16 protein-coding genes are annotated in these 20,647 nt (G+C 35.1%); 6 read left to right on the top strand and 10 right to left on the bottom strand.

Annotated features, from left to right (window positions below; translation table 11 throughout):
* The first annotated feature begins 9 nt into the window (after positions 1–9).
* A complete protein-coding gene (locus tag ABZC13_RS05700) occupies positions 10–189 on the top strand; it encodes a hypothetical protein (RefSeq protein ID WP_373001226.1) in 180 nt (59 codons plus the stop codon).
* Position 190: 1 nt separating this feature from the next.
* Here ABZC13_RS05700 and ABZC13_RS05695 read toward each other — a convergent pair whose 3' ends face one another.
* From ABZC13_RS05695 to ppsA, 3 genes are all read right to left on the bottom strand, one after another.
* Positions 191–385: a (2Fe-2S)-binding protein gene (locus ABZC13_RS05695; RefSeq protein ID WP_373001224.1), complete on the bottom strand. Its 195-nt coding sequence runs from the start codon at positions 383–385 to the stop codon at positions 191–193.
* Between the two features lie 15 nt (positions 386–400).
* Entirely contained in the window at positions 401–898 is a 498-nt protein-coding gene (locus ABZC13_RS05690) for a rubrerythrin family protein (RefSeq protein ID WP_373001222.1), read from the bottom strand.
* 78 nt (positions 899–976) lie between these two features.
* Positions 977–3,364 (bottom strand): phosphoenolpyruvate synthase, encoded by a 2,388-nt coding sequence (ppsA, locus tag ABZC13_RS05685; protein WP_373001220.1) that lies wholly within the window; start codon positions 3,362–3,364, stop codon positions 977–979.
* Between the two features lie 99 nt (positions 3,365–3,463).
* On the opposite strand from ppsA, the gene ABZC13_RS05680 reads away from it, so the two are divergent.
* The 3 genes from ABZC13_RS05680 (at position 3,464) to ABZC13_RS05670 (ending at position 10,120) form a co-directional block, all read left to right on the top strand.
* A complete protein-coding gene (locus ABZC13_RS05680; protein ID WP_373001218.1) occupies positions 3,464–4,594 on the top strand; it encodes a PAS domain S-box protein in 1,131 nt (376 codons plus the stop codon).
* A 181-nt stretch (positions 4,595–4,775) separates the two neighbouring features.
* Positions 4,776–7,286, top strand: a complete 2,511-nt coding sequence (locus ABZC13_RS05675) for an EAL domain-containing protein (RefSeq protein WP_373001216.1) — start codon at positions 4,776–4,778, stop codon at positions 7,284–7,286.
* Positions 7,287–7,321: 35 nt separating this feature from the next.
* Positions 7,322–10,120 (top strand): SUV3 C-terminal domain-containing protein, encoded by a 2,799-nt coding sequence (locus ABZC13_RS05670; RefSeq protein ID WP_373001214.1) that lies wholly within the window; start codon positions 7,322–7,324, stop codon positions 10,118–10,120.
* A 67-nt stretch (positions 10,121–10,187) separates the two neighbouring features.
* Here the strand turns inward: ABZC13_RS05670 and ABZC13_RS05665 are convergent, their stop codons facing one another.
* Positions 10,188–11,777, bottom strand: coding sequence for a methyl-accepting chemotaxis protein (locus ABZC13_RS05665; RefSeq protein ID WP_373001212.1), 1,590 nt, complete (start codon positions 11,775–11,777; stop codon positions 10,188–10,190).
* A gap of 360 nt (positions 11,778–12,137) precedes the next feature.
* On the bottom strand, positions 12,138–13,085 hold the full coding sequence (locus ABZC13_RS05660; RefSeq protein WP_373001210.1) for an MBL fold metallo-hydrolase: 948 nt from the start codon (positions 13,083–13,085) through the stop codon (positions 12,138–12,140).
* A 97-nt stretch (positions 13,086–13,182) separates the two neighbouring features.
* Between ABZC13_RS05660 and ald the strand changes: the two genes are divergently transcribed.
* The gene (gene ald, locus ABZC13_RS05655; RefSeq protein ID WP_373001208.1) at positions 13,183–14,286 is read left to right on the top strand and encodes an alanine dehydrogenase; all 1,104 of its coding nucleotides are present in this window, start codon (positions 13,183–13,185) and stop codon (positions 14,284–14,286) included.
* A gap of 12 nt (positions 14,287–14,298) precedes the next feature.
* Positions 14,299–15,120: an alpha/beta hydrolase gene (locus ABZC13_RS05650; protein ID WP_373001206.1), complete on the top strand. Its 822-nt coding sequence runs from the start codon at positions 14,299–14,301 to the stop codon at positions 15,118–15,120.
* On the opposite strand, the gene cbiB is transcribed toward ABZC13_RS05650, so the two are convergent.
* The 5 genes from cbiB to ABZC13_RS05625 form a co-directional block, all read right to left on the bottom strand.
* Positions 15,091–15,999, bottom strand: a complete 909-nt coding sequence (gene cbiB, locus ABZC13_RS05645; protein ID WP_373001204.1) for an adenosylcobinamide-phosphate synthase CbiB — start codon at positions 15,997–15,999, stop codon at positions 15,091–15,093. The two genes, ABZC13_RS05650 and cbiB, sit on opposite strands and share 30 nt — an antisense overlap.
* The gene (locus tag ABZC13_RS05640) at positions 15,992–17,377 is read right to left on the bottom strand and encodes a cobyric acid synthase (RefSeq protein ID WP_373001202.1); all 1,386 of its coding nucleotides are present in this window, start codon (positions 17,375–17,377) and stop codon (positions 15,992–15,994) included. Before ABZC13_RS05640 ends, cbiB begins: the two co-directional genes overlap by 8 nt.
* A gap of 198 nt (positions 17,378–17,575) precedes the next feature.
* Positions 17,576–17,812: a hypothetical protein gene (locus ABZC13_RS05635; RefSeq protein ID WP_373001200.1), complete on the bottom strand. Its 237-nt coding sequence runs from the start codon at positions 17,810–17,812 to the stop codon at positions 17,576–17,578.
* Between the two features lie 294 nt (positions 17,813–18,106).
* Entirely contained in the window at positions 18,107–19,015 is a 909-nt protein-coding gene (locus tag ABZC13_RS05630) for a hypothetical protein (protein WP_373001198.1), read from the bottom strand.
* Positions 18,996–20,612 (bottom strand): AAA family ATPase, encoded by a 1,617-nt coding sequence (locus ABZC13_RS05625; RefSeq protein ID WP_373001195.1) that lies wholly within the window; start codon positions 20,610–20,612, stop codon positions 18,996–18,998. Before ABZC13_RS05625 ends, ABZC13_RS05630 begins: the two co-directional genes overlap by 20 nt.
* Positions 20,613–20,647 lie beyond the last annotated feature (35 nt).

The raw sequence follows: 20,647 nt of genomic DNA, 5'->3' as shown, positions 1-20,647 counted from the left end.
AGAATTAATATGCTTGAGTTAATTATTGTAATTTTGCTTGTCTATGTCTCATACAAGTTGAAACAACAGGAGAAGCTGATGCGGGAGCAAAATAGTTTGATAGAGTCGTTTCAGGAGATACAGACTCACTGTAGAGAGCACATCAAAAGACTTGAGAAGAAGTTTGATGAGCTGACAAAAAAAGAGTAGCTTAGAGTTCCTCTAACGCTTTTTTAATCGCAAGCGGAAGAGGCAGGTCTACTTTGTCGCAATCTTCTTCCAAACAGCACTCACATACAGTTCCTGCTTCAGTCTCTTCAATTATTGCATCTATGTTGTCACCATGTTTTTTCACAGCCTCTTTTATGGCATCGTAGTTTACTTCATTACAATCACATACTAACATGACAATCTCCTTTAATCAGATTTGAACAAATGCAGATGCTTTCACACCGCACACAGGGCATTTTTCAGGGGGCATTCCTAACTCGATATATCCACAAGTGGGACATAGATAGATATTGACTTCATCAAGGTCTTTTCCGTCTCTTACGGCTTCTAGAGCTTTTTGATATAACTCAGCATGTACTTTTTCAGCTTCAAGCGCAAAACCGAACATCCTTTTCGCTTTATGGTTGTCTTTTACTGCCTGTTCATGCATAGGAGGATACATGTCTTCAAACTCATAAGTCTCTCCCCCTATTGCAGCTTCAAGGTTTTGGATAGTAGAACCTACTTTATCCATCGCTTTTAAGTGACCTTCAGCGTGAATACGTTCTGCCTCAGCTGTTGTACGAAAGAGTTTTGCAATGTTTTCAAAGCCGTCTTTTTCCGCTTTTTTAGCAAAGGCGGTATATTTTTGATATGCTTGGCTCTCACCGCCAAACGCTGTCTCTAAGTTTTCGTCTGTAGTTGGCATGACATTTCCTTATATGATATTTCAAAGGAAAAAAATTATCCTTTGAAATATTGTAGCTAGCTTGGACTTAAATGAATATTATTGTTTTTGGTTACTCTCTAAGTCACTCACAACCTTATGCATCTTGTAAATAGAATCAGGATTTAGTGAGATGGAATCAATACCGTGTTTTACTAAGAACTCTGTTATCTCAGGATAATCAGATGGAGCCTGTCCACAGATGCCGATGTACTTGTCAGCTTTTTTACAAGCATCTATAGCCATCTTTAACATTCTCGTAACTGCCTCGTTTCTTTCATCAAATATATGGGCTATTAGAGCACTCTCTCTGTCAACTCCTAAGACGAGTTGAGTCAGATCGTTTGAGCCGATGGAGAAGCCATCAAATACTTTTAAAAACTCATCGGCCAAGATGACATTTGCAGGTATCTCACACATAGCGTAGATTTCAAGTTCGTTTTTACCTTGAACCAGACCTTGGCTATTCATGATGCTTATTACTTTTTTGCCTTCCTCCGGAGTCCTTACAAATGGAAGCATGATTTTTATGTTTGTAAGACCCATATCATCTCTTACACGTTTGAGAGCTTCACATTCCCACTCAAAAGCTTCTCTGTAGCTATCATCGTAGTAACGACTGGCTCCACGAAAACCTATCATAGGGTTTTCTTCAAATGCCTCATATTCAAGACCGCCTGGCATATTTCTGTACTCATTACTTTTGAAGTCACTTGTTCTGATAATGACAGGTCTTGGATAAAAAGCAGCGGCAATAGTACTTACACCTTCGCTTAGCTTATCTAGGAAAAACTCTTTTGCATCTGTGTGAGGAGACATAAAGGAGAGAATGCTTTTCTCATCTTTTACAGAGGTTCCTTTTTTCATATTTACCAGAGCCATTGGATGAGCGTTGATAGAGTGGTTCATGATAAACTCCATACGGGCAAGTCCGACACCGTCGTTTGGCATCTTGGCAAAGTTAAAAGCTTCTGCTGGGTTACCTATGTTCATGTAGAGTTTTGTCTTTGTAGGTTCAAGTGAACTTAGATCTATGGTCTGGGTTTCATATGAGAGTTTACCTTCGTAGATGTAACCCTCATCACCTTGGATACAACTAACGGTCACACTAACATCGTTTTGTAAAACATCTGTCGCGTTAGCGCATCCGACAACGGCAGGTACTCCGATCTCTCTTGCAACAATAGCTGCATGACAGGTACGACTTCCTCTGTTTGTCACAACAGCAGATGCCTTTTTCATGATTGGTTCCCAGTCAGGGTTTGTCGTGTCAGCGACTAATACGTCACCCTCTTTAAAGTGAGCAAATTCAGATGTATTGTTTATGATGTTAACTCTGCCGATACCTATTTTCTCACCGACCGCTCTCCCCTGCGTTAGTACCTTTGCATCCGGAGTTATGTTTAGGGAGTACTTTTTTATGCTCTTAGAGTCTTGCGCTTTACTTTGAACAGTCTCTGGTCGTGCTTGGACTATGTAAAGTTTTCCATCAAGTGCATCTTTTGCCCACTCTATATCCATAGGACGTTTGTAATGATCTTCAATGATAAGCGCTTGTTTTGCTAAGTCTATGACTTCATCGTCTGTTATGGAAAAGCTGTTTTGCTCAGCCGGAGAAGTTTCTACATTTAGGGTGCTTGTACCATCCTCACCGTAGAGCATCTTCTCTTTTTTACTACCCAAAGAGCGTTTGATAATAGTCCTTATCCCATTTCTAAGCGTAGGTTTAAAAACAAAAAACTCATCTGCATTTACTCGTCCACTTACTACATTTTCACCAAGTCCCCAGATGGAATTTATGAGTATCAAGTCTTCAGAGCCAGTCTCCGTATCGATACTAAACATGATACCGCTCGAAGAGTTGTCACTTCGCACCATCTTTTGTACTCCAACAGAAAGAGCAACTTCAAAGTGGCTAAATCCACGGCTCTCTCTATAGCTGATAGCTCTATCATTAAAGAGTGAAGCAAAGCATTCTTTTACACTTTGAAGCAGTGCATCTTCTGAAGAGATATTTAAAAAAGTCTCTTGCTGCCCTGCAAAAGAAGCGTCCGGCAGGTCTTCAGCAGTTCCAGAAGAGCGTACAGCTACATCAATAGCATCTGAATTGTATTCTTTTGAGAGAGTCGTGTAAGCTTCACGGAGTTCATCTTCAAGTATTTGAGGGAGTTTTGAGTCTAAGATAAGAGTGCGGACGGCAAGCCCTCGTATTTGCAGGCTTACGGTGTCTGAGATATTCAGACCTTGGAGAGTTTCTTCTATCTTATCTTTGATATTATTTTCTTCCAAAAGTAACCAGTAAGCATCGCTCGTTGTCGCAAAACCGTCAGGAATATTTATCCCATCCGGTGCTAGCATTCGGTACATCTCACCAAGAGAGGCGTTCTTGCCACCGACTGTAGCAATATCATTTATAGTAAGTTCATTGAAAAAACGGATATACTTCATAATCATACCTCCAAAAGAAACATTGTTTTATGTAGATATTATATATTCAGTTGTTATAATTCAATATTAAACTACAAACGTAGATGGAGTTATACTTAAATGGAAGAAAGTTCTAAAGCGAAAAACAGCATTATTCACTGTATTACCGATGAGATGCTGATCAATGAACGTTCTTTAAAAAATCAGTATCGACATATCGTAGATGCAACAAATATTGTTTCCAAGACAGATATCCATGGTGTTATAACATATGCAAACAGTAAGTTTGTAGAGATATCAGGTTATTCAAAAGAAGAACTCATTGGAAAACATCACAACATTGTAAGAAATCCGGATATTGATGCTTCTTTGTTTAAAGAGCTTTGGGAGACCATAAAATCTAAGCAGGTTTGGAACGGTGTTATAACAAATGTTCATAAAAATGGCAGCAAGTATACTGTTGAAGCTTCTATTTTTCCAATATTAGATGCCAAAGGAGATGTAGTAGAGTATATCGCCATCCGGCATGATATTACACGGCTTCAAGAGTTAAACAATGAGATAAAAGCCCTTCATAAATATGACACCGATCAACAGCATATTGCTCGTGAAAAACTTGAAATGGGTATTATCAATGACTTTGATGACAAAGAGTGTAAAGTCCTCTATGCTCCTTCTGATATTATTAGCGGTGACTTTTACTCGCTCTATAGAGGTAAAGACGGTTCCAGGTTTTTGTACATTATAGACGGTCAAGGGCATGGCGTATCTCCCGCTCTAACAGTCTTCGCTGTATCATCTACTATGAATCAACTTGTTAAGCAGGTAAGTGACTTACAAGAGTTGACAGATCAGCTCTTTCCAACGATAAAATCTTTTTTGGGTGAGATAGAACAACTCTCATACACCATGATTAAGATATGTGCCGATTCTAAAAAACTCTCTTATGTTTCTGCGGGAATGTATCCATTTTTGATAAAAGAAAAAGGGATGAAGATTAAAGAAGTCAAAGCAAACAATATACCGTTTATGAACTTTTCAGAGCCCCCAAAAGTGAGTAATATGGATATTGAAGATGCTGAGTCTATCCTACTTTACAGTGATGGGCTTATTGAACATGAAGATAGAGAGTTAAGTATATTTTCCCCTCAAAACCTCATACTGGAACCAAACTTGATAGAGAGTGCTAAGGGCACTATGAGTACGATGAAACTCGAAGATGACGTGACGCTTCTTTATGTAAAGATATAGAGAAGCTTATGTCTTTCGCTCTCTAGTTTTTTTACAAGTTCTTCTATAGAGCCATGGTAGAGTTCGACTTTATAATAACAGATTTTATATGTTTATTGAAATAAAGGGTGTACTCAACAAATAAAGTACTATGTTTTGGACAAAAAAATTTTACTTTAATATTATTGTTGTAAAATATCTCATGAAGACATTCACAGAAGCTATTACATCTTGCAGTGACATAGAAATTTTTGTTGAAAAAAACAGTATAAAAGACAGTTCTAGACTTCTGATACAACTCTTTAGTGGAACAACAGATACTGCTACTATTAGAGAGTTTCAAGCCTTTTTTAAATCAAAGTTTCCTCAAGCTACTCTTATTGGCAGTACAAGTGATGGAGTAATAAATAACACTAATATTTACCCACAAGATAAAAGTACAATTGTCTTCTCAAGCTTTGAAACAACTGAGTTGGTGTCAATATTGATAAAGAATAGTGATAGCAACCGAGATAATTTCCAGTTAGGAAAAACAGTTGCTTCAACTCTTATTAGTGAAAACACAAAGCTCTTAATTACTTTTACTGATGGTATCTACACCAATGGAGAAGAGTATATAAAAGGTATAGAGTCTATTAATAATAATATTATTATCGCAGGTGGAATGGCCGGAGATAACGGCAGGCTTGAAAAAACATTCATATTTGACAAAAATGATATTACTTCAAACGGTGTACTTGGAGTTGCCCTCAATAGCAAAACTCTGCAAGTTACAACTGATTACAGTTTTGATTGGCTGCCGATTGGTAAGAAGTTACAAATCACCAAGGCAGTTAAGAACAGAGTCTATGAGATTGACGGAATACCGGCAGTAAATTTATACGCCAAATATTTAGGAGAGGAGCTCTCTGAGTCTTTACCTCAGATTGGTATAGAATTTCCGCTGATACTCAATAGAGATGGTGTCTCCATAGGTCGTGCCGTAATCCTAAGGCATGATGATGGTTCACTCACATTTTCTGGAAACATTGCAGAGGGAGAGATCGTTCGTTTTGGAGTAGGTAATGTTGAGATGATTATTAAATATGGTAATTATTATTTAGACAATATTTTACAAAGAAGTCAGTATCAACCAGAAGCATTTTTTATCTACTCTTGTATGGCAAGACGAAGATTTATCGGTAGTCATATAGAAAAAGAGATTCAACCATTTTCAAATATAGCTCCAACAGCAGGATTTTTTACATATGGAGAGTTCTATCATGCTGATTCTAAAAATCAGTTATTGAATGAAACGATGACTGTATTGGCACTTTCAGAAAGTAGTGTAGAAACATATTTTGATAAAAAAAATGAAGTTGTAGATAATAAATCTTTTGATACCAATCCTTTACATGCAATTTCGCATCTGGCTAATTATGTGTCAAATGAACTAGAAGATCTTAATAACACACTGGAATCTCGTATAGAAGAGAGTACAGAGTATATTTATAAGCAAGCATACTTAGAAAAACTAACACAACTGCCAAACCGTTCAAAACTTTTAAAAGAACTACCAAGTCATTTTGGCAAGATGCTGTTTTTACTCAATATTGATAACTTTACACTAGTGAATGATTTTTATGGTCACAGTGTTGGAGATCTGGTTTTAAAAAATATTGCTTCAGTTTTAAATGAGTACGCACGAGAAGAAGAGGCGACTGTATTTAAATTGCCTTCGGATGAGTATGCTTTTATTTTAGAAAAAACATATACCACCAAAGAGCTTGAAGATGTTATTGAAAAATTGTTACTCTCTATCAAAAACACTAGTATAAACGTCAATGAGTACATCATAAACGTAGATGTAACAATGGGTGCGGCTATGATTACAAAAGATGAGTCCGGCCTTATAAATGCAGATATGACACTCAAACTTGCAAAAAGTTCAAATAAAAACTATTTAATCTTTGATGAATCTCTGATGCTTGTTAAGCATTATGAAACCAATCTCAAAATGGCAAGCAAGTTGAGAAATGCAATTCAAACTGACAATATAATTCCCTATTTTCAACCGATATATTGTACAAAAACAGGAGCTATAAAAAAGTATGAAGCTCTTGTAAGACTTAGAGATGATGATGGAACAATGCTAAGTCCATTTACATTTTTAGAAATAGCACAGAAAATAAAACTTTATCCAGAAATCACAAAAATAATGATTGAAAAAACTTTCTCTTTTTTCAAGAAGAATGGATTTTCTTTTACCATAAACCTTTCATTTGAAGATATATTAAACCGAGATACCAGAGACTTTATTTTTAAAAAGATAGAAGAGTACGGTATTGCCAAACAGTTGACTTTTGAGATACTGGAAACTCAACAGATGGAAGATGAAGTACTTGTTCAAGAGTTTATAAAAACGGTTTATAAGTATGGGGCTGATATCGCCATTGATGATTTTGGAAGCGGGTTTGCAAATTTTATACATATGACTAAAATGAAAGCTGAGTACATAAAAATAGACGGCTCACTTATCAAAAATATAGATACAGATAAAAATTCACTACTTGTTGTAGAGACGATTATTATATTTGCACAAAAGTTAAATATGAAAACAGTTGCAGAATTTGTACACTCTAAAGAAATTTTTGATATTGTGTGCGGACTTAACATCGACTATGCACAGGGTTATTACCTATCTGAACCTTTACCTTTAGAACAGGTGAGATAAAGCACCAATTTACCCATTTATAGCTACAATTTCACATGGGACATAAAAATAAAAAAAACAGTAAAATAAATCAGAGAATAAAAAAATATTTCGATGACGACCCTTTTGATGTTGGGGTTGAGAGAGTAAGTGCAGAGACTCTTAGTGAGATGTTTTCTACTCTTGGCATCTACGATATCGAACACTCTAAAGAGGTGCTTGTAAAAGCAGCGCGTATGATTTGGAGTGAAGCAGATGCCGGCTACCGTTCAGACATACTAAACTTTTTTGAAAGAGATAATAAGCTTTATAAATCAGACAAAGAAAAAGCACCCAATCTAGATAGGTCAGATAAGATAGATGCCATGCTCGAAGAGCTGGATGTTACACAAGAAGAAGCAGTTTTACTTCGCGAAGCTTTTATGGAGGTAAGAAGTAAAAAGATTACCATCGCCAAACTGGAGTCAAAACTCAAACATATAAGATTTGAGCAAAAAAGAATGAGACTGGAAAAGGCTCTTGATGGCATCTTTGATACAGATGACACTCTAGAGTTTAATGCATCTCTGCACTACGTCCTCTACGGACAAAGCTTTCATAAGATACTTACACTTAGTACAAAAGCATATGGCGATGACTATATTCAAAACAATGAAGATGAAGTCCTAATCGCTAAAATTACAGATGACAAAGAGAAGATAGTCCAGGCAAAACAAAACGAGATAAACACTTTTATAAAAAATTTGCCAAAGAAGCATGAATTCTTAACTCATAAAGAGATAGTTACCGCTTTTCGTGCCTCTCCGCCAAAGGCTAAAACTTCTTACCCTCTTTTAAAAGAGAGTGTCTTAGCATCTATCATTTCAACAGCTCTTGATGTCATAGATTTGGAACTGCATGATGAGGAACTCTTAGTTCGCATAGATCATACTATCGCACTTCCTTACTCAGATATAAACCATAACTATATTTTAGAACTTCACATAGAGTTAAATGGACTACTACAAGATATTTGGGAGTCTAAAGCACTTGACTTTAGTGCCGTTATAGAAGATGCGCAAAAACATCAGGAAGAAGACTTTTTAGAAAGCTTGCAAGAGCTTGTAAAAGAGTGTGAACACTATGCGACACTTCTGCACCTAAGTAAAGAAGAACTGCACAATAAAATATATCCTATACTGCTCGACAGACTTGGAGCAACTCTAAATCTCACTCCAAAGATAGCGACAAAAACTGTAAGAAACTTTGTTAGAGATACTCACGATGAGATTATCAAAAAGCAAAGACAGGCACTTTTAGCTCGTACTATCCGTGATTTTAAAAATCTTTTCCCGATAGCAAGAGAGATGAGAAGAAAGCTCACACTTCACATTGGACCGACAAACAGCGGTAAGACATATACTGCCATGAAGAGACTAGAGCAAGCCGATACGGGTTACTATCTCGCACCTCTTAGACTTTTAGCCCTAGAGGGTTATGAAGGCTTAAAAGCTGATGGAATCGAAGCATCTCTTATAACAGGTGAAGAGCAGCTTATAAACGAAGATGCTACTCACATAAGTTCTACTATTGAGATGCTGAGTTTTGATGTAGATGTAGACGTTTGTGTAATCGATGAGGTTCAGATGCTAGATGACCGTGACCGTGGTTGGGCATGGGCAAATGCTATCATCGGAGCACCTGCAAAAGAGATTATCATGACTGGTTCTTCAAACTGTAAGAATGCAGTTATTGCACTTGCAGAGTATCTTGGTGAAGAGCTTGAGATTATCGAGTTTGAGAGAAAGAATCCTCTTACGCTTTTAGAACTTCCGACTAGTCCCAAAGATGTTGAAGAAGCAACTGCAATCATCGCTTTTAGTAGAAAAGATGTGCTGAGATTAAAACAGGAATTCTCTCGCTTTTTTAGCGTTAGTGTTGTCTATGGAAATCTTTCTCCTGAAGTTAGACGTGAAGAGGCTAGAAGGTTCAGAGAGAAAGAGACACAGATACTTATAGCTACAGATGCTATAGCTATGGGTATGAACCTGCCTATAAAAACGATACTCTTCTCAAAAGCTGAAAAGTTTGACGGAATCACTCAGAGAAATCTTCTTGCATCTGAAATCCTTCAGATATCAGGTCGTGCAGGTCGTTACGGTCTAAATGAAGAAGGTTTTGTAGGAGCCCTAAATCAAGATGCGCTTCGCATAGTAAAAAAGAACTTCTTTAGAGAAGCAAAAGAGATCACTATCCCGTTTAAAGTGATGGCAAACTTAGAGCATATCAAACTAGTTTCAAGCATCTTAGAAGAGAACTCACTTAGTGAGATACTAAAGTTCTTTGTAGAAAATATGGAATTTACAGGTCCATTTCGTGCATCTAACTTAGATGATATGCTTGAGGCGGCTATGATTGTAGATGCTTACGACTTAGATATTGCTACGAAGTATCATCTAGCATGTGCGCCGCTCACTCTAAAGTCACCTTATATAGTTGCATCTTTTGAGAGTTATATCTTGGCACTGGAGAAAAAACTTCCTGTTATATATACGCCACCTGTGTTAAACGGAAGTTATGCAGGAACAACAGATGAGCTTTTAAGAGCAGAAGATATGGTTAAAGAGATATCTCTTTACCTATGGCTTAGTTATCGTTTTAAAGACTACTTTTTAGATGAGCATAAAGCGCGTCAGGCAAGATGGCTTTTAAACAAGTATATAGAGGAGTCACTACAGCAAAGCCAGTTTGTCCAAAGGTGTAGAATCTGTACGGCACCACTTCCTGTAAATTCTAAGTACAGCATCTGCCAGTCATGTTTTAAGAAAAACTATACAGGCAAAGGTGTTAGAAATACAAGAGGATATAGACGTTAGCCTAAGAGAGTGATATACTCTCGTCTATATCTTTTAAGGCTCAGACCGGCGCAGAGTATTTGTTTTTTTAACTTTTAAACTCATCTATTGTAGATTGAAGAGACTGAGCAACTGAGACTAGTTTTTCCAAGTCCTCTCCAATACTTAAAATGCTTGTATTATTTGCTGTTGATAACACATCTATTTTACTGATATCTTCGATAATCTCTTCTATGTTAGCTGAAATCTCAATCGTATCTTTTGCTGACTTGTCAGCTACCGTCGTTGAGTTGTTTATGGCATCTGAAGTTGTACTGATCTTGCGTTCTACTTCATCTGATATATTAAGTAAACTTTCAATATTTTTCGCATTTTCATGCATTTTATCGCTAACATCGTTGATAGACTGAACAATAGTACCGACACTGATATCTATCTCTGTTAGAGATTTTTGAGTTCTCTCAGCAAGCTTTCTAACTTCATCTGCAACAACCGCAAATCCACGTCCATGCTCACCTGCACGAGCTGCTTCAATAGCTGCATTAAGTGCAAGAAGATTTGTTTGTTCTGCAATGTCTTTGATAACATTTAAAACTTCTTTAACTTGATCAGCATCGTTTTTAAGACCTACCAGCTCACCTGAGAGTTCATTTTCGATCTCAACAAAAGAGTTTACTTCACCGCTTAGTTCAGTAAGTGAAGTTTTTGCTGTTGTAAGTTCATCATGAGCAACTTTAACATTTTTCTGAGTCTCTTCCGAAGCTTGCATATTTTCTCTTAGTAGATCTTTTATGGACATACTTTTTTGAGTTGTTTTTGCAACTATTTCACGCTCTTGAGCTGTACTCTCACGAATTACATGACTAGACTGTTCAATCTCAGATGCAATAGATGTATTTTTAACACCGAGTGATTTTACTTCATTGACAGTGTCTTGAATCATCTCAATAAATTTGTTTACTTCTTTTGCTGCATCTCCAAACTCATTGTCATGTCTGTGTGACAATCTTTTAGTTAAGTCTTTATCTCCACCTACTAGCGAAGAGATGCGATCTTTTAGGTTTGAAAGAGGAGTGAATATCTCTTTTGTGAAAAATACACTTGCACCGATAGTAAAGATAATAGCACCGATGATTAGAAAGATAAGAAGAGTGGCTTCTGTTGCTTCATTGTCAGCGTCATTTTTGTCAAGAGATATGATTAGGTCCATAGCACCTAGTACATAACCCTCTTTTATATTGTAGTGACATGCCAGACATTTTGTCTCGGCAATCATAGGTTTGATAAGACGAATAGTATGATGACCGTTTTCACTAGTTTCTATAACTTTAGTAGTTTTGTTATTTATTACTTCTCTGACAAGTGCGTCATTAGTGAATGCTTGATCTGGAGAGTAAACTTCTATAACTGCTTTAGATCTGGCAATCTTAAGACTCTCTATCCCTTCTATCTTTCTCGCTGCTTTAAAAGCATCTTGAACGATAGCAGAATCACCCATCATCATACTTCCAGTCATTGTCTGAAAGATTGATTCACTTAGCATAGTCAGTGATTGTTTAGCTGTTTTTTCTGATAATTGTTGAAGAGTATTTGAGAGATAATACATTATACCGATAAGACCGATAACACTTAGGGAAATAATTGACGTGATTACTTTAGACTTGACCGTTTTGAGCATTATAAATTCCTACTAAATAGATTAATCTAAGATTATAGCAGAAGAATTACTTAACTTTCCTTTATGCTTGTTGAATCATGTTGTTATAATTGTCTTATTGTGAATATACGTTCATACTGTGTTATTATTGGTTTTAAATAATAGTTCAAAATCTTCTTTTAAACTTGATGATAAATTTTAAAACAACCCTAAAGTGCGTTCTATGCGGCATTATATGGTCGTAAAAAAATATGTATTTGATTTTTTAGTAAAATTTACAGCCTTTTCAAATTGAAACTGTTGAGTGTAATTTTTTTTTAAATTTTTTAAATTAAAAAGAAAACAATTATAAAAGTACTTAAATTAGCAATTGTCTTTTGTTTAGCTCTTTTCAAGACCATCTCTATTTAGGATATAAACATCAAAATCATTTGCTATAAAGAGTTTGCCTTTATAGTTTTGTTTTATTTCATCATAGATTAGGTCTATATCTTGATTAGCACTTTTGTTGAACCTTGGATTGATATGATTAGCTATTAGATGTTTAACATCTCTTTTTTGTGCCACAAGACCCAAGTCTTTTGCTGTGGTATGTAATATCTTAATTGCTAGATTGTCAAAAACTTCTTGAGTGTAAGTACACTCATGTACTAAAAGATCTATACCTTGAAGATAATCACCTAAGATATCAGGCTCTGAGTTGTCTCCTGCTATGATGATTTTTCTTCCAAGAGTCGCACCAAGCATAAACTCTTTTGGTTTTAGTGTTTTACCTTCAAACTGGGCACTGTTTCCTCTTTTTAGTTCGCCGTAAAGTTTTGATGGTTTTACTCCAAGTGCTCTTAGTTTTTCTTCATCTATCTTATTTGTTATGTCATCCTCTTTGATAGAAAAAGCAAAACTCTCTATGGAGTGAACAAGTGGCAGGACTTTGAGTGAAAACTTATCAAACTTAAACTCGTCTCCGCTTTTAAACTCTACTATGTCAAGTTTATAACCAAGACTTTCCTCAGAGATTTTTACTGCTGCTTCTAAAAACGCTCTTATGCCAACAGGACCGTAGATGCAAAGAGGTTTAAAACAGGTGTCAAGTTTTTTTGAAGATATAAGTCCCGGAAGCCCATAGTAGTGATCTCCGTGAAGATGAGTTATAAAGATAGTATTTAGCTTTGCGATAGAGAGATGACTGTATAGAAGTTGATGCTGTGTGGCTTCTCCACAGTCAAAAAGATACCACTTGTTGTCTTGGTCTACTTCAAGACCAAGGGCAGATACATTTCGCTCTTTTGTTGGTTTTCCGGCACTGGTACCCAAGAACGTAAGCTTCATTCTCTCTCCATTATTCACATATAGTTTTATATTGTATATTATATTCATAAGTAGTATACTATTCCTAAAGATACATTACAAATGTTGAGGGGGATATATGATAATTGGTACTCCAAAAGAGCAGAAAACTGATGAGTTTCGTGTTGGCTTAACACCGGAAAATGTAGCATCTTTAGTTAAAGATGGACACGGCGTTGTTATACAAAGTGGCGCCGGAGAAGGTAGTGGTTTTAGTGATAGCGACTATGAAGAAGCCGGTGCAAAAATAGTTTATACTTTAAAAGAAGTCTACGCTAGTGCAAGACTCATAGTAAAAGTAAAAGAGCCACAACCATCGGAATATGACTTATTAAATGACTCACACACACTTTTTTGTTACTTGCATCTGGCACCGATTCCTAAACTTGTCTCAGCTCTTGTAGAAAATGGAGTATGTGCCATCGCCTATGAGACTGTAGCAGTAGACAATCAGCTTCCCTTACTTAAGCCTATGAGTGAGATAGCGGGGAGAATGGCTCCAATAGTTGCAGCTGAGTATCTTAGTCGTTATAAAGGTGGCGAGGGTATTTTGATTAGCGGTGCAGATGGAGTACCTCCTGCAAACGTTTTAGTCATCGGTGCCGGCAATGTTGGATTTAACGCAGTTAAAATAGCACATGGAATGGGTGCAAATGTAGCTGTACTAAACCGTTCAATCCCTAAGCTGAAAAAACTACTAGAAGTTTTTGAGGATGTAAAAACTGCTATTTACTCTGAGCAAAAACTTCGAGAAGAACTTATAGATGCTGATATAGTCATCAGTACTGTACTTATTCACGGTGGAGCTACAACACCAAAACTCATAACACGTGAGATGCTAAAAACTATGAAAGATGGAAGCGTCTTGGTCGATGTTACTATAGATCAAGGTGGCATCTCGGAAGCCTCCAAACCTACAACTCACACAGATGCAACATTTGTGGAAGAAGGTGTTCTTCACTACTGTGTAGCAAATATGCCAGGAGCTTATCCAAAGACTGCTACACTGGCTCTCTGCAACGCTACATTCCCTTATGTTAGAAAACTGGCAAATGAAGGAAGTGTAGATGCGATTAAAAATAATCCATCCCTCGCCCTTGGTGTAAATGTATATAAAGGTGAAGTGACAAATGAAGCAGTTGCTGAGGTTTTAAGCTTAGCATTTAAAGAGCTTGAGCTATAAAAAGGAATATTTATGGTACTGATTAAAATGTTATTACTTACATTGGTAGTCGGATATATACTCTTTAGTGCCATGATCTATATCTTCCAAACTAAACTTGTCTATTTTCCAATGAAAGATGTAGATATAAATCCTCATAATATAGGACTTGAGTATGAGTCTATCTTTATAGAAGTAGATAACGATGTAAAACTCCATGCTTGGTATATTCCAAAAAAAGATGCAAAGACTACACTCTTTTTTCTTCATGGAAACGGAGGAAATATCTCTCATCGTCTCGATTCCATAAAACTCTTTAACTCATTGGGTATGAACGTCTTTATCTTTGACTACAGAGGGTATGGAAACTCCGAGGGAAGCGCAAATGAGCAAAATACATATGATGATGCAAGAAGTGCATGGGAGTATCTTTTAAAAAACAAGGCTTTAAAGCCTGAAAATATAGTTATATTTGGAAGATCTTTAGGCGGAACAATCGCTGCTAATCTTGGAAGCACTCTAAAACCAAAAGCCATCATACTTGAGTCGACTTTTACTACAGTAAATGAACTTGTGTCTGACATATATTCGTATATTCCAAAACCTCTGATTCGTTTTAAGTATGAGACGACGAAGTACTTAAAAGATATAAAGTGTCCCATGTTAGTTGTTCACAGTGTAGATGATAATATCATTCCATATAGATTTGGTGAAGCTGTCTTTAGAAATGCAAATGAGCCAAAAACTTTTGTAAAGATAAGTGGAGATCACAACCACGGTTTTTTACAATCTAAAGATATTTACATTCCGGCTCTAAAGAAGTTCTTACAAGAGCTTGATAAAGACAAACGTTAGAGTAAGTAGTGATATAGCTACTGTTGCATCTATCTTGCTTCTTATAGAGAGAGCTTTTCTTACATCCTCTTCTTCTATCTCTTTTCTTCCGATGCCAAAGTATGGTTTCTTTTTTAACTCTCCAAAATAATAAGTATCGCCGCCAAGTGAGATGCCCAGACCAAGAGCCATAGCAGTTATGGGATGACCTGCATTAGGTGAGTCATGCTTTTTACCGTCTTTGTAAAATGAAAAAACATCTTTTTGTTTGAAAAGAGTCATAATCAAAATAGCAGTTAATCTTGCAGGGATGTAGTTGGCTATGTCGTCTAGTATTGCAGCAGCTTTTCCGTAGTTTTCGTACCTTTGATTTCTATATCCGACCATCGAGTCCATAGTGTTTATGGCTTTGTAGATAATGATGCCGGGAAGTCCAAAAAGCGTGAGATAGAAGAGTGGGGCAATGACACCATCACTCAGGTTTTCAGCATATGTCTCTATAGATGCTTTGTATATATCGCTCTCGTTCATCCCCTCTGTGTCGCGTGATACTAACATAGAGATAACTTCTCGTTTGTTTGGGCTAACTAAAACTTCTTTTACTGAGTCATAAAGCATTTTATGAGCTAGAAACATAGAAGCTATAAGTGAAGATATTACAATGTTTACTGCATCAGGCATCTCACCCAGGTAGAGGTAGATACTAATAGATATAAAACTAACCAAACTCAAAACAAACAAAACAAGTAACAAACCTCCCAAGATGCTGTTCTTGTAAAATTTCTCTTCAAAGTAGGTGATTATCTCACCTATGATTATGATGGGGTGTTTTATAAACCTAAACTCCCCAAAGACTCTGTCTATGAAGTAGGCAAAAAGAGCTATTAAGATATTAGTCATTTAGCTCTTTTTGAATTTTGTCCATATCTATATGTCTGTCGATATGAGATGCAAACTCTTTTATGGCTTTTGCTTTGAACTCTTTAAAGTTGTACCCATGGTAGTCTGGGTTTATTTCGCAGAAGATAAGCTCTCTTATCTCGTCAGAATCAAAAAGACCGTGTATGAAAGTTCCGTATAGATTTTTCTTCTGCTTACATCTTTTCTTTGCGATACCGTTATGGATCTCATAACCATCGACTATACATTTAAAGAGTCTGTAAGTCCCTTTTTTTACAACCTTTTCTTTCTGAAAAGTCACATCACCTTTTAGTCGTCCAAAGCCTTTTGTAATCTTTGCATCTGACTCAACTTTATCTGGGTCTAAAATACGCTCAAACATCATCTCGTAACCGCCACAGATGGCTACTACTTTTTGCTCAACTGAGCTAAGTTTTTCTTCAAAGCCACGCTCACGTAGCCAAGCCAAATCATCCACAACCCTTTTACTTCCTGGAACTACTACTAAGTCACATGTCGCCATGTCACCAGCGTTTGAGATGAAAGAGAGTTCTACTTCTTTGTCCACTACAAGAGGCTCAAAATCTGTAAAGTTACTGATGTGAGGAAGTTTGATAACCCCGACTTTTATCTTTGCATCTGTTGTGTCTTGAACATAGTTCATGATAGACTCGCTATCTTCAAAACCAAGGTTAAAAGGTCTAAAAGGTACAACTCCAAGAACAGGGATGTTAAACTTTTTTTCTATTATCTTTACACCCTCATCAAAGAGTGACATGTCTCCTTGAAATTTATTCACAATAACACCGATGACATTTTTGCGAAGTTTTTTTGGAAGCAGATGGTAGACTCCGTAGATAGATGCAAAGACACCGCCTCTTTGTATGTCAGCAACCAAGATGATTTTTGTGTTGAACTCATCAGCAATGTAGATGTTAGAGAGATCTTTATCCATCAAGTTTAACTCAACAGGACTACCCGCACCTTCTGCTACGATGCAGCCATATTTCTTTTGAAGTCTTAAAAATGCTTTTTTTACGTGCGGTTTTAACTTGTCAATGTCTCGGTAGTAAGACCAAACGTCTTTATCTCCAACGCTCTTACCGTTCACAATCATATGAGCTTTTGACTTTCCGCCTGACTTTAGTAAAACTGGGTTCATATCCGGAGTGGTCTTTAGTCCGATAGCCTCTGCTGCAAAATACTGAGGAATAGCAATCTCACCGCCTGCATCTGTAACCTGTGAGTTGTTAGAGACATTCTGGGCTTTAAAAGGAGCAACAGAGACGCCACGATGGTGAAGAAGATAGGTTATGGCAAAAGATAGAGTAGATTTTCCTGCATCGCTGCTTGTTCCGAATATGCTTATAGAGTTCATTTTGGTTTTGTTGCCTTTTTTAATATGGGTAAAATTTATGATTTTTTTAACATATGTTTCTGATATGGGTAAAAAACTAGATATTTTACCCATAATATTTTAATATGAGTAAAAATATTATTTATATACCCTTTTTCAGTATCTCAAAAAGTTCTAAATTTATAAAGTATTTATTTCTGCCTATTTTAATACTGCTCATTAATCCGATATTTTCCAATTATCTAAAAGAGCTTGAATGGTTTCATAGTCTTGCGGAGGGGTGAAAATAACTTTACCAGTTTGTGCATTTTTAAGGTTTGTTCTGCTTTGCTTTCTAACACCAGCATTGTTTTGTTCTAACTCAGACTGAATCTCAGCAATGTACTTTTTAAGAAGAAGCCTATTTTCTTTTACTAAATCATAACCTTTTAGAAGTGCTTTGGAATAGTTCTGCACTTCTTTAGCATCATTTGTAATATCTGAAATATTTAGAGATGCACGGTAGAGCTCATCAAGATAGCTTGATTGGGAATGATTTTAGCCACACCATTTAGTTTTGCCAAAGCTCTATTTGCAGAGATGGTTTTTTTAGGACTTGTATTGTTTCTATGGTTTGAGGTAGTGGCAGGTTTTTTGGGATGAATTCTGTCATTTATTTTAACTTTATAGCAGTTGTTCGGATATTCCGAACAACTTGATTTTCTAATAGCTCTTCATCTTCACTTTGGTATATTAGTATGTTTGAGTTTGTCATATTAGTTTTAACTCCTCTGCAATGTCTTTTGTAAGTTTACTAAGTGGTCGCTTGTGTAAGTCTTCATTTAAATATATTCCAAATAGGTCTTGCTTTATCTCTTCTTGTGTCTTTTTAGTTAAATCTGAGAGTTCCTTTATCCTGCTATCTGGATAGTCTCTTCTTTTATTTATCATTTCTATAACTTTGTCTTTATGATATTTATATCTACTATCTAGTTCTAGTGTTTTTATATATTCATCGTATTTGTTTGAGAAATCCTCTTTTAATAGGAGTTCAAAGTCATTATTTTTTTCTATTTGTAGGTTCTTATTATTAAGAAATGTTCTAAATTTAACTTTGTCATTAAAGTCAAATTTTTCATCGCTTGGCGATATTTTTTTTATCTCTTCTTTACCTTTCACTTTTGTATTACAAGTATAGCAAGATGGGATAAGATTATATAAACTAAGTGCTAAAAATGGGTAAGTGGCTTTATCTATCATATGATCTAAAGTAAAACTGTTTTTTATTTCACCTTTAGAGGTTTCAAACTTATTTATATACTCTATATTACAAAAATAGCAACTATGTACTTCTATGTTTTGCTCTATGAATTCTGATATTTTTGGTTGAAACAGTGAAGTATTAGCTTTAAAACTTTTTGATTTCTTATCATAGTTAAATAACTGCTTTATGATGTTCGACTTTGATTTATATTTGCTTCCTATACTATTTTGTATCTCCAACAATTTTTGAAAATCTCCACAAAGAATTTCTCTTAAAGTATAGTTTGATAATTTACGTTTTACATATTTATTATAATAAGATTCAAAAGTAATATTTTTAAACTTTTGCATTTTCCTATTAGCAATCAAGTAGTAATAACTATTTTCACAAAGAGAACTATATTGTATTTTTAGCATCTTTTATTGCCTCTAATTTTTGAAGTTCTATTTTTGCTCTTTCAATCTCATTATCAAGATATCTATCCTTATCTAATGTCTTTTCTATTTCGACTAAATGGTTTTTTATAACTTGCTTGAGATAGTCTTCTCCCATTATAGATTGTGTTTGCCAAAACCTTTTTTGTTTGTTTTCATATTCTGATTTTAGTGTTTTTATATCAGCATCTTTAGTTTGAACTTCTTTGTGAAATTCTAGTATTTCATTTATTTTACTTTTTGCGAATTCTCCCATAAGTCCTTCTTGCATAAAAAAACCGTGAGATAAAAGGGTGTGAATATTTGTTCCGAATGGGTTTATATTTACCATTTTTGTCACATTTATACATTCACCAGTATCTTTATTTTTTTCTAAAAAAACTACATTTTCTTTTGATACATCTGATAATAAAAATGGAGAATGAGTTGTAGTTACAATATGAACTTTTTTATCTAATTTTTTGATAATATGAATCAATTCATTAAGAAATCTTTTTTGCCATTCTGGATGCAATGTATTATCTGGTTCGTCCAAGAATAATAAATATTCATTTTGATTAGAATGAACTATATTCAATAAAAAACTATATATAGTTTTTTCTCCATGACTTAAAGAATTAAAAGTTGCTCCATTTAAAGAATAATAATTAATATCTAGTTCATCATGCATATCATCGAAAAGCATTTTGTTATACCTATCTCCTAAAATACTTTCCAATTCTTCAATCTTTATTTTTTGAGTTTCATTATCTTTGAGTAACTTAAAATCATATTCAGATAAAAAAGGAATTTCACAATCTTTTAACTCTGATTGTATTTCATCATTATTTATATGCAAGTATCCATGTTTTGGATCTAGTTTTTCTGTTAAATCAATATTCTCAAATAATTCACTTAAACTTCCAAACTGACTTAATAAATATATTAAATATTCATCTTCGATACTTTCTATTGCTCTTATTGTATCAAGGATAATTCCTGAATCAAAACTAGAATCTCGACCTAATGATGATTTAATACTATACATCTGATTATCTGTTATTTCATCATTATCATTAACTAATTTCAAATCATTCAATTCATAATATATATAATATGGTTTAAAATCAAATAAATTAAAATTTAGCTCATTTAGCTTTGAATAATTTTCAGTAATTAACTGATTTGTATTTTCTAATACTATATGATTAATACTTCTATTTGTATCTCTTAAATATTTATGATCCATTGAATAGTATAAAATATTTTTATAAAATGTACTAGTTAAACGCTCTGGTTTTAAGGAAGAAACTACTCTGATATTTCTTGTATAAACTTTTAGCTCCTGATCAAAAATGACAATAAAAGCTTTTTTTCTAGCTGGAATACAACTTAATATACTACTTTTCCCGCTCCCATTTTCTCCAACGATTGCAGTGACATTAATATTTTTGCCAAAAAAATCTTCAATATGTTCTTTTTCATCTATTGTAAGTACTTTAGTCTTTTCATCATACTTACACTCAAACCTAGGAGAAAAATTAAAACCTTGTTGTTTGATATTTTTATAATCTTCAACCCACAAATAAACTAATTCCATATTCTTCCCAAACGATTTAAATATAATAAAACAAA

Origin of the sequence: Sulfurimonas sp. (genome assembly GCF_041563035.1) — a bacterium.
In the GTDB taxonomy this organism is placed as follows: Bacteria; Campylobacterota; Campylobacteria; order Campylobacterales; family Sulfurimonadaceae; genus Sulfurimonas.
The sequence above is the reverse complement of the archived record's forward strand: the minus strand, read 5'-3'. Positions and strand labels throughout refer to the sequence as shown.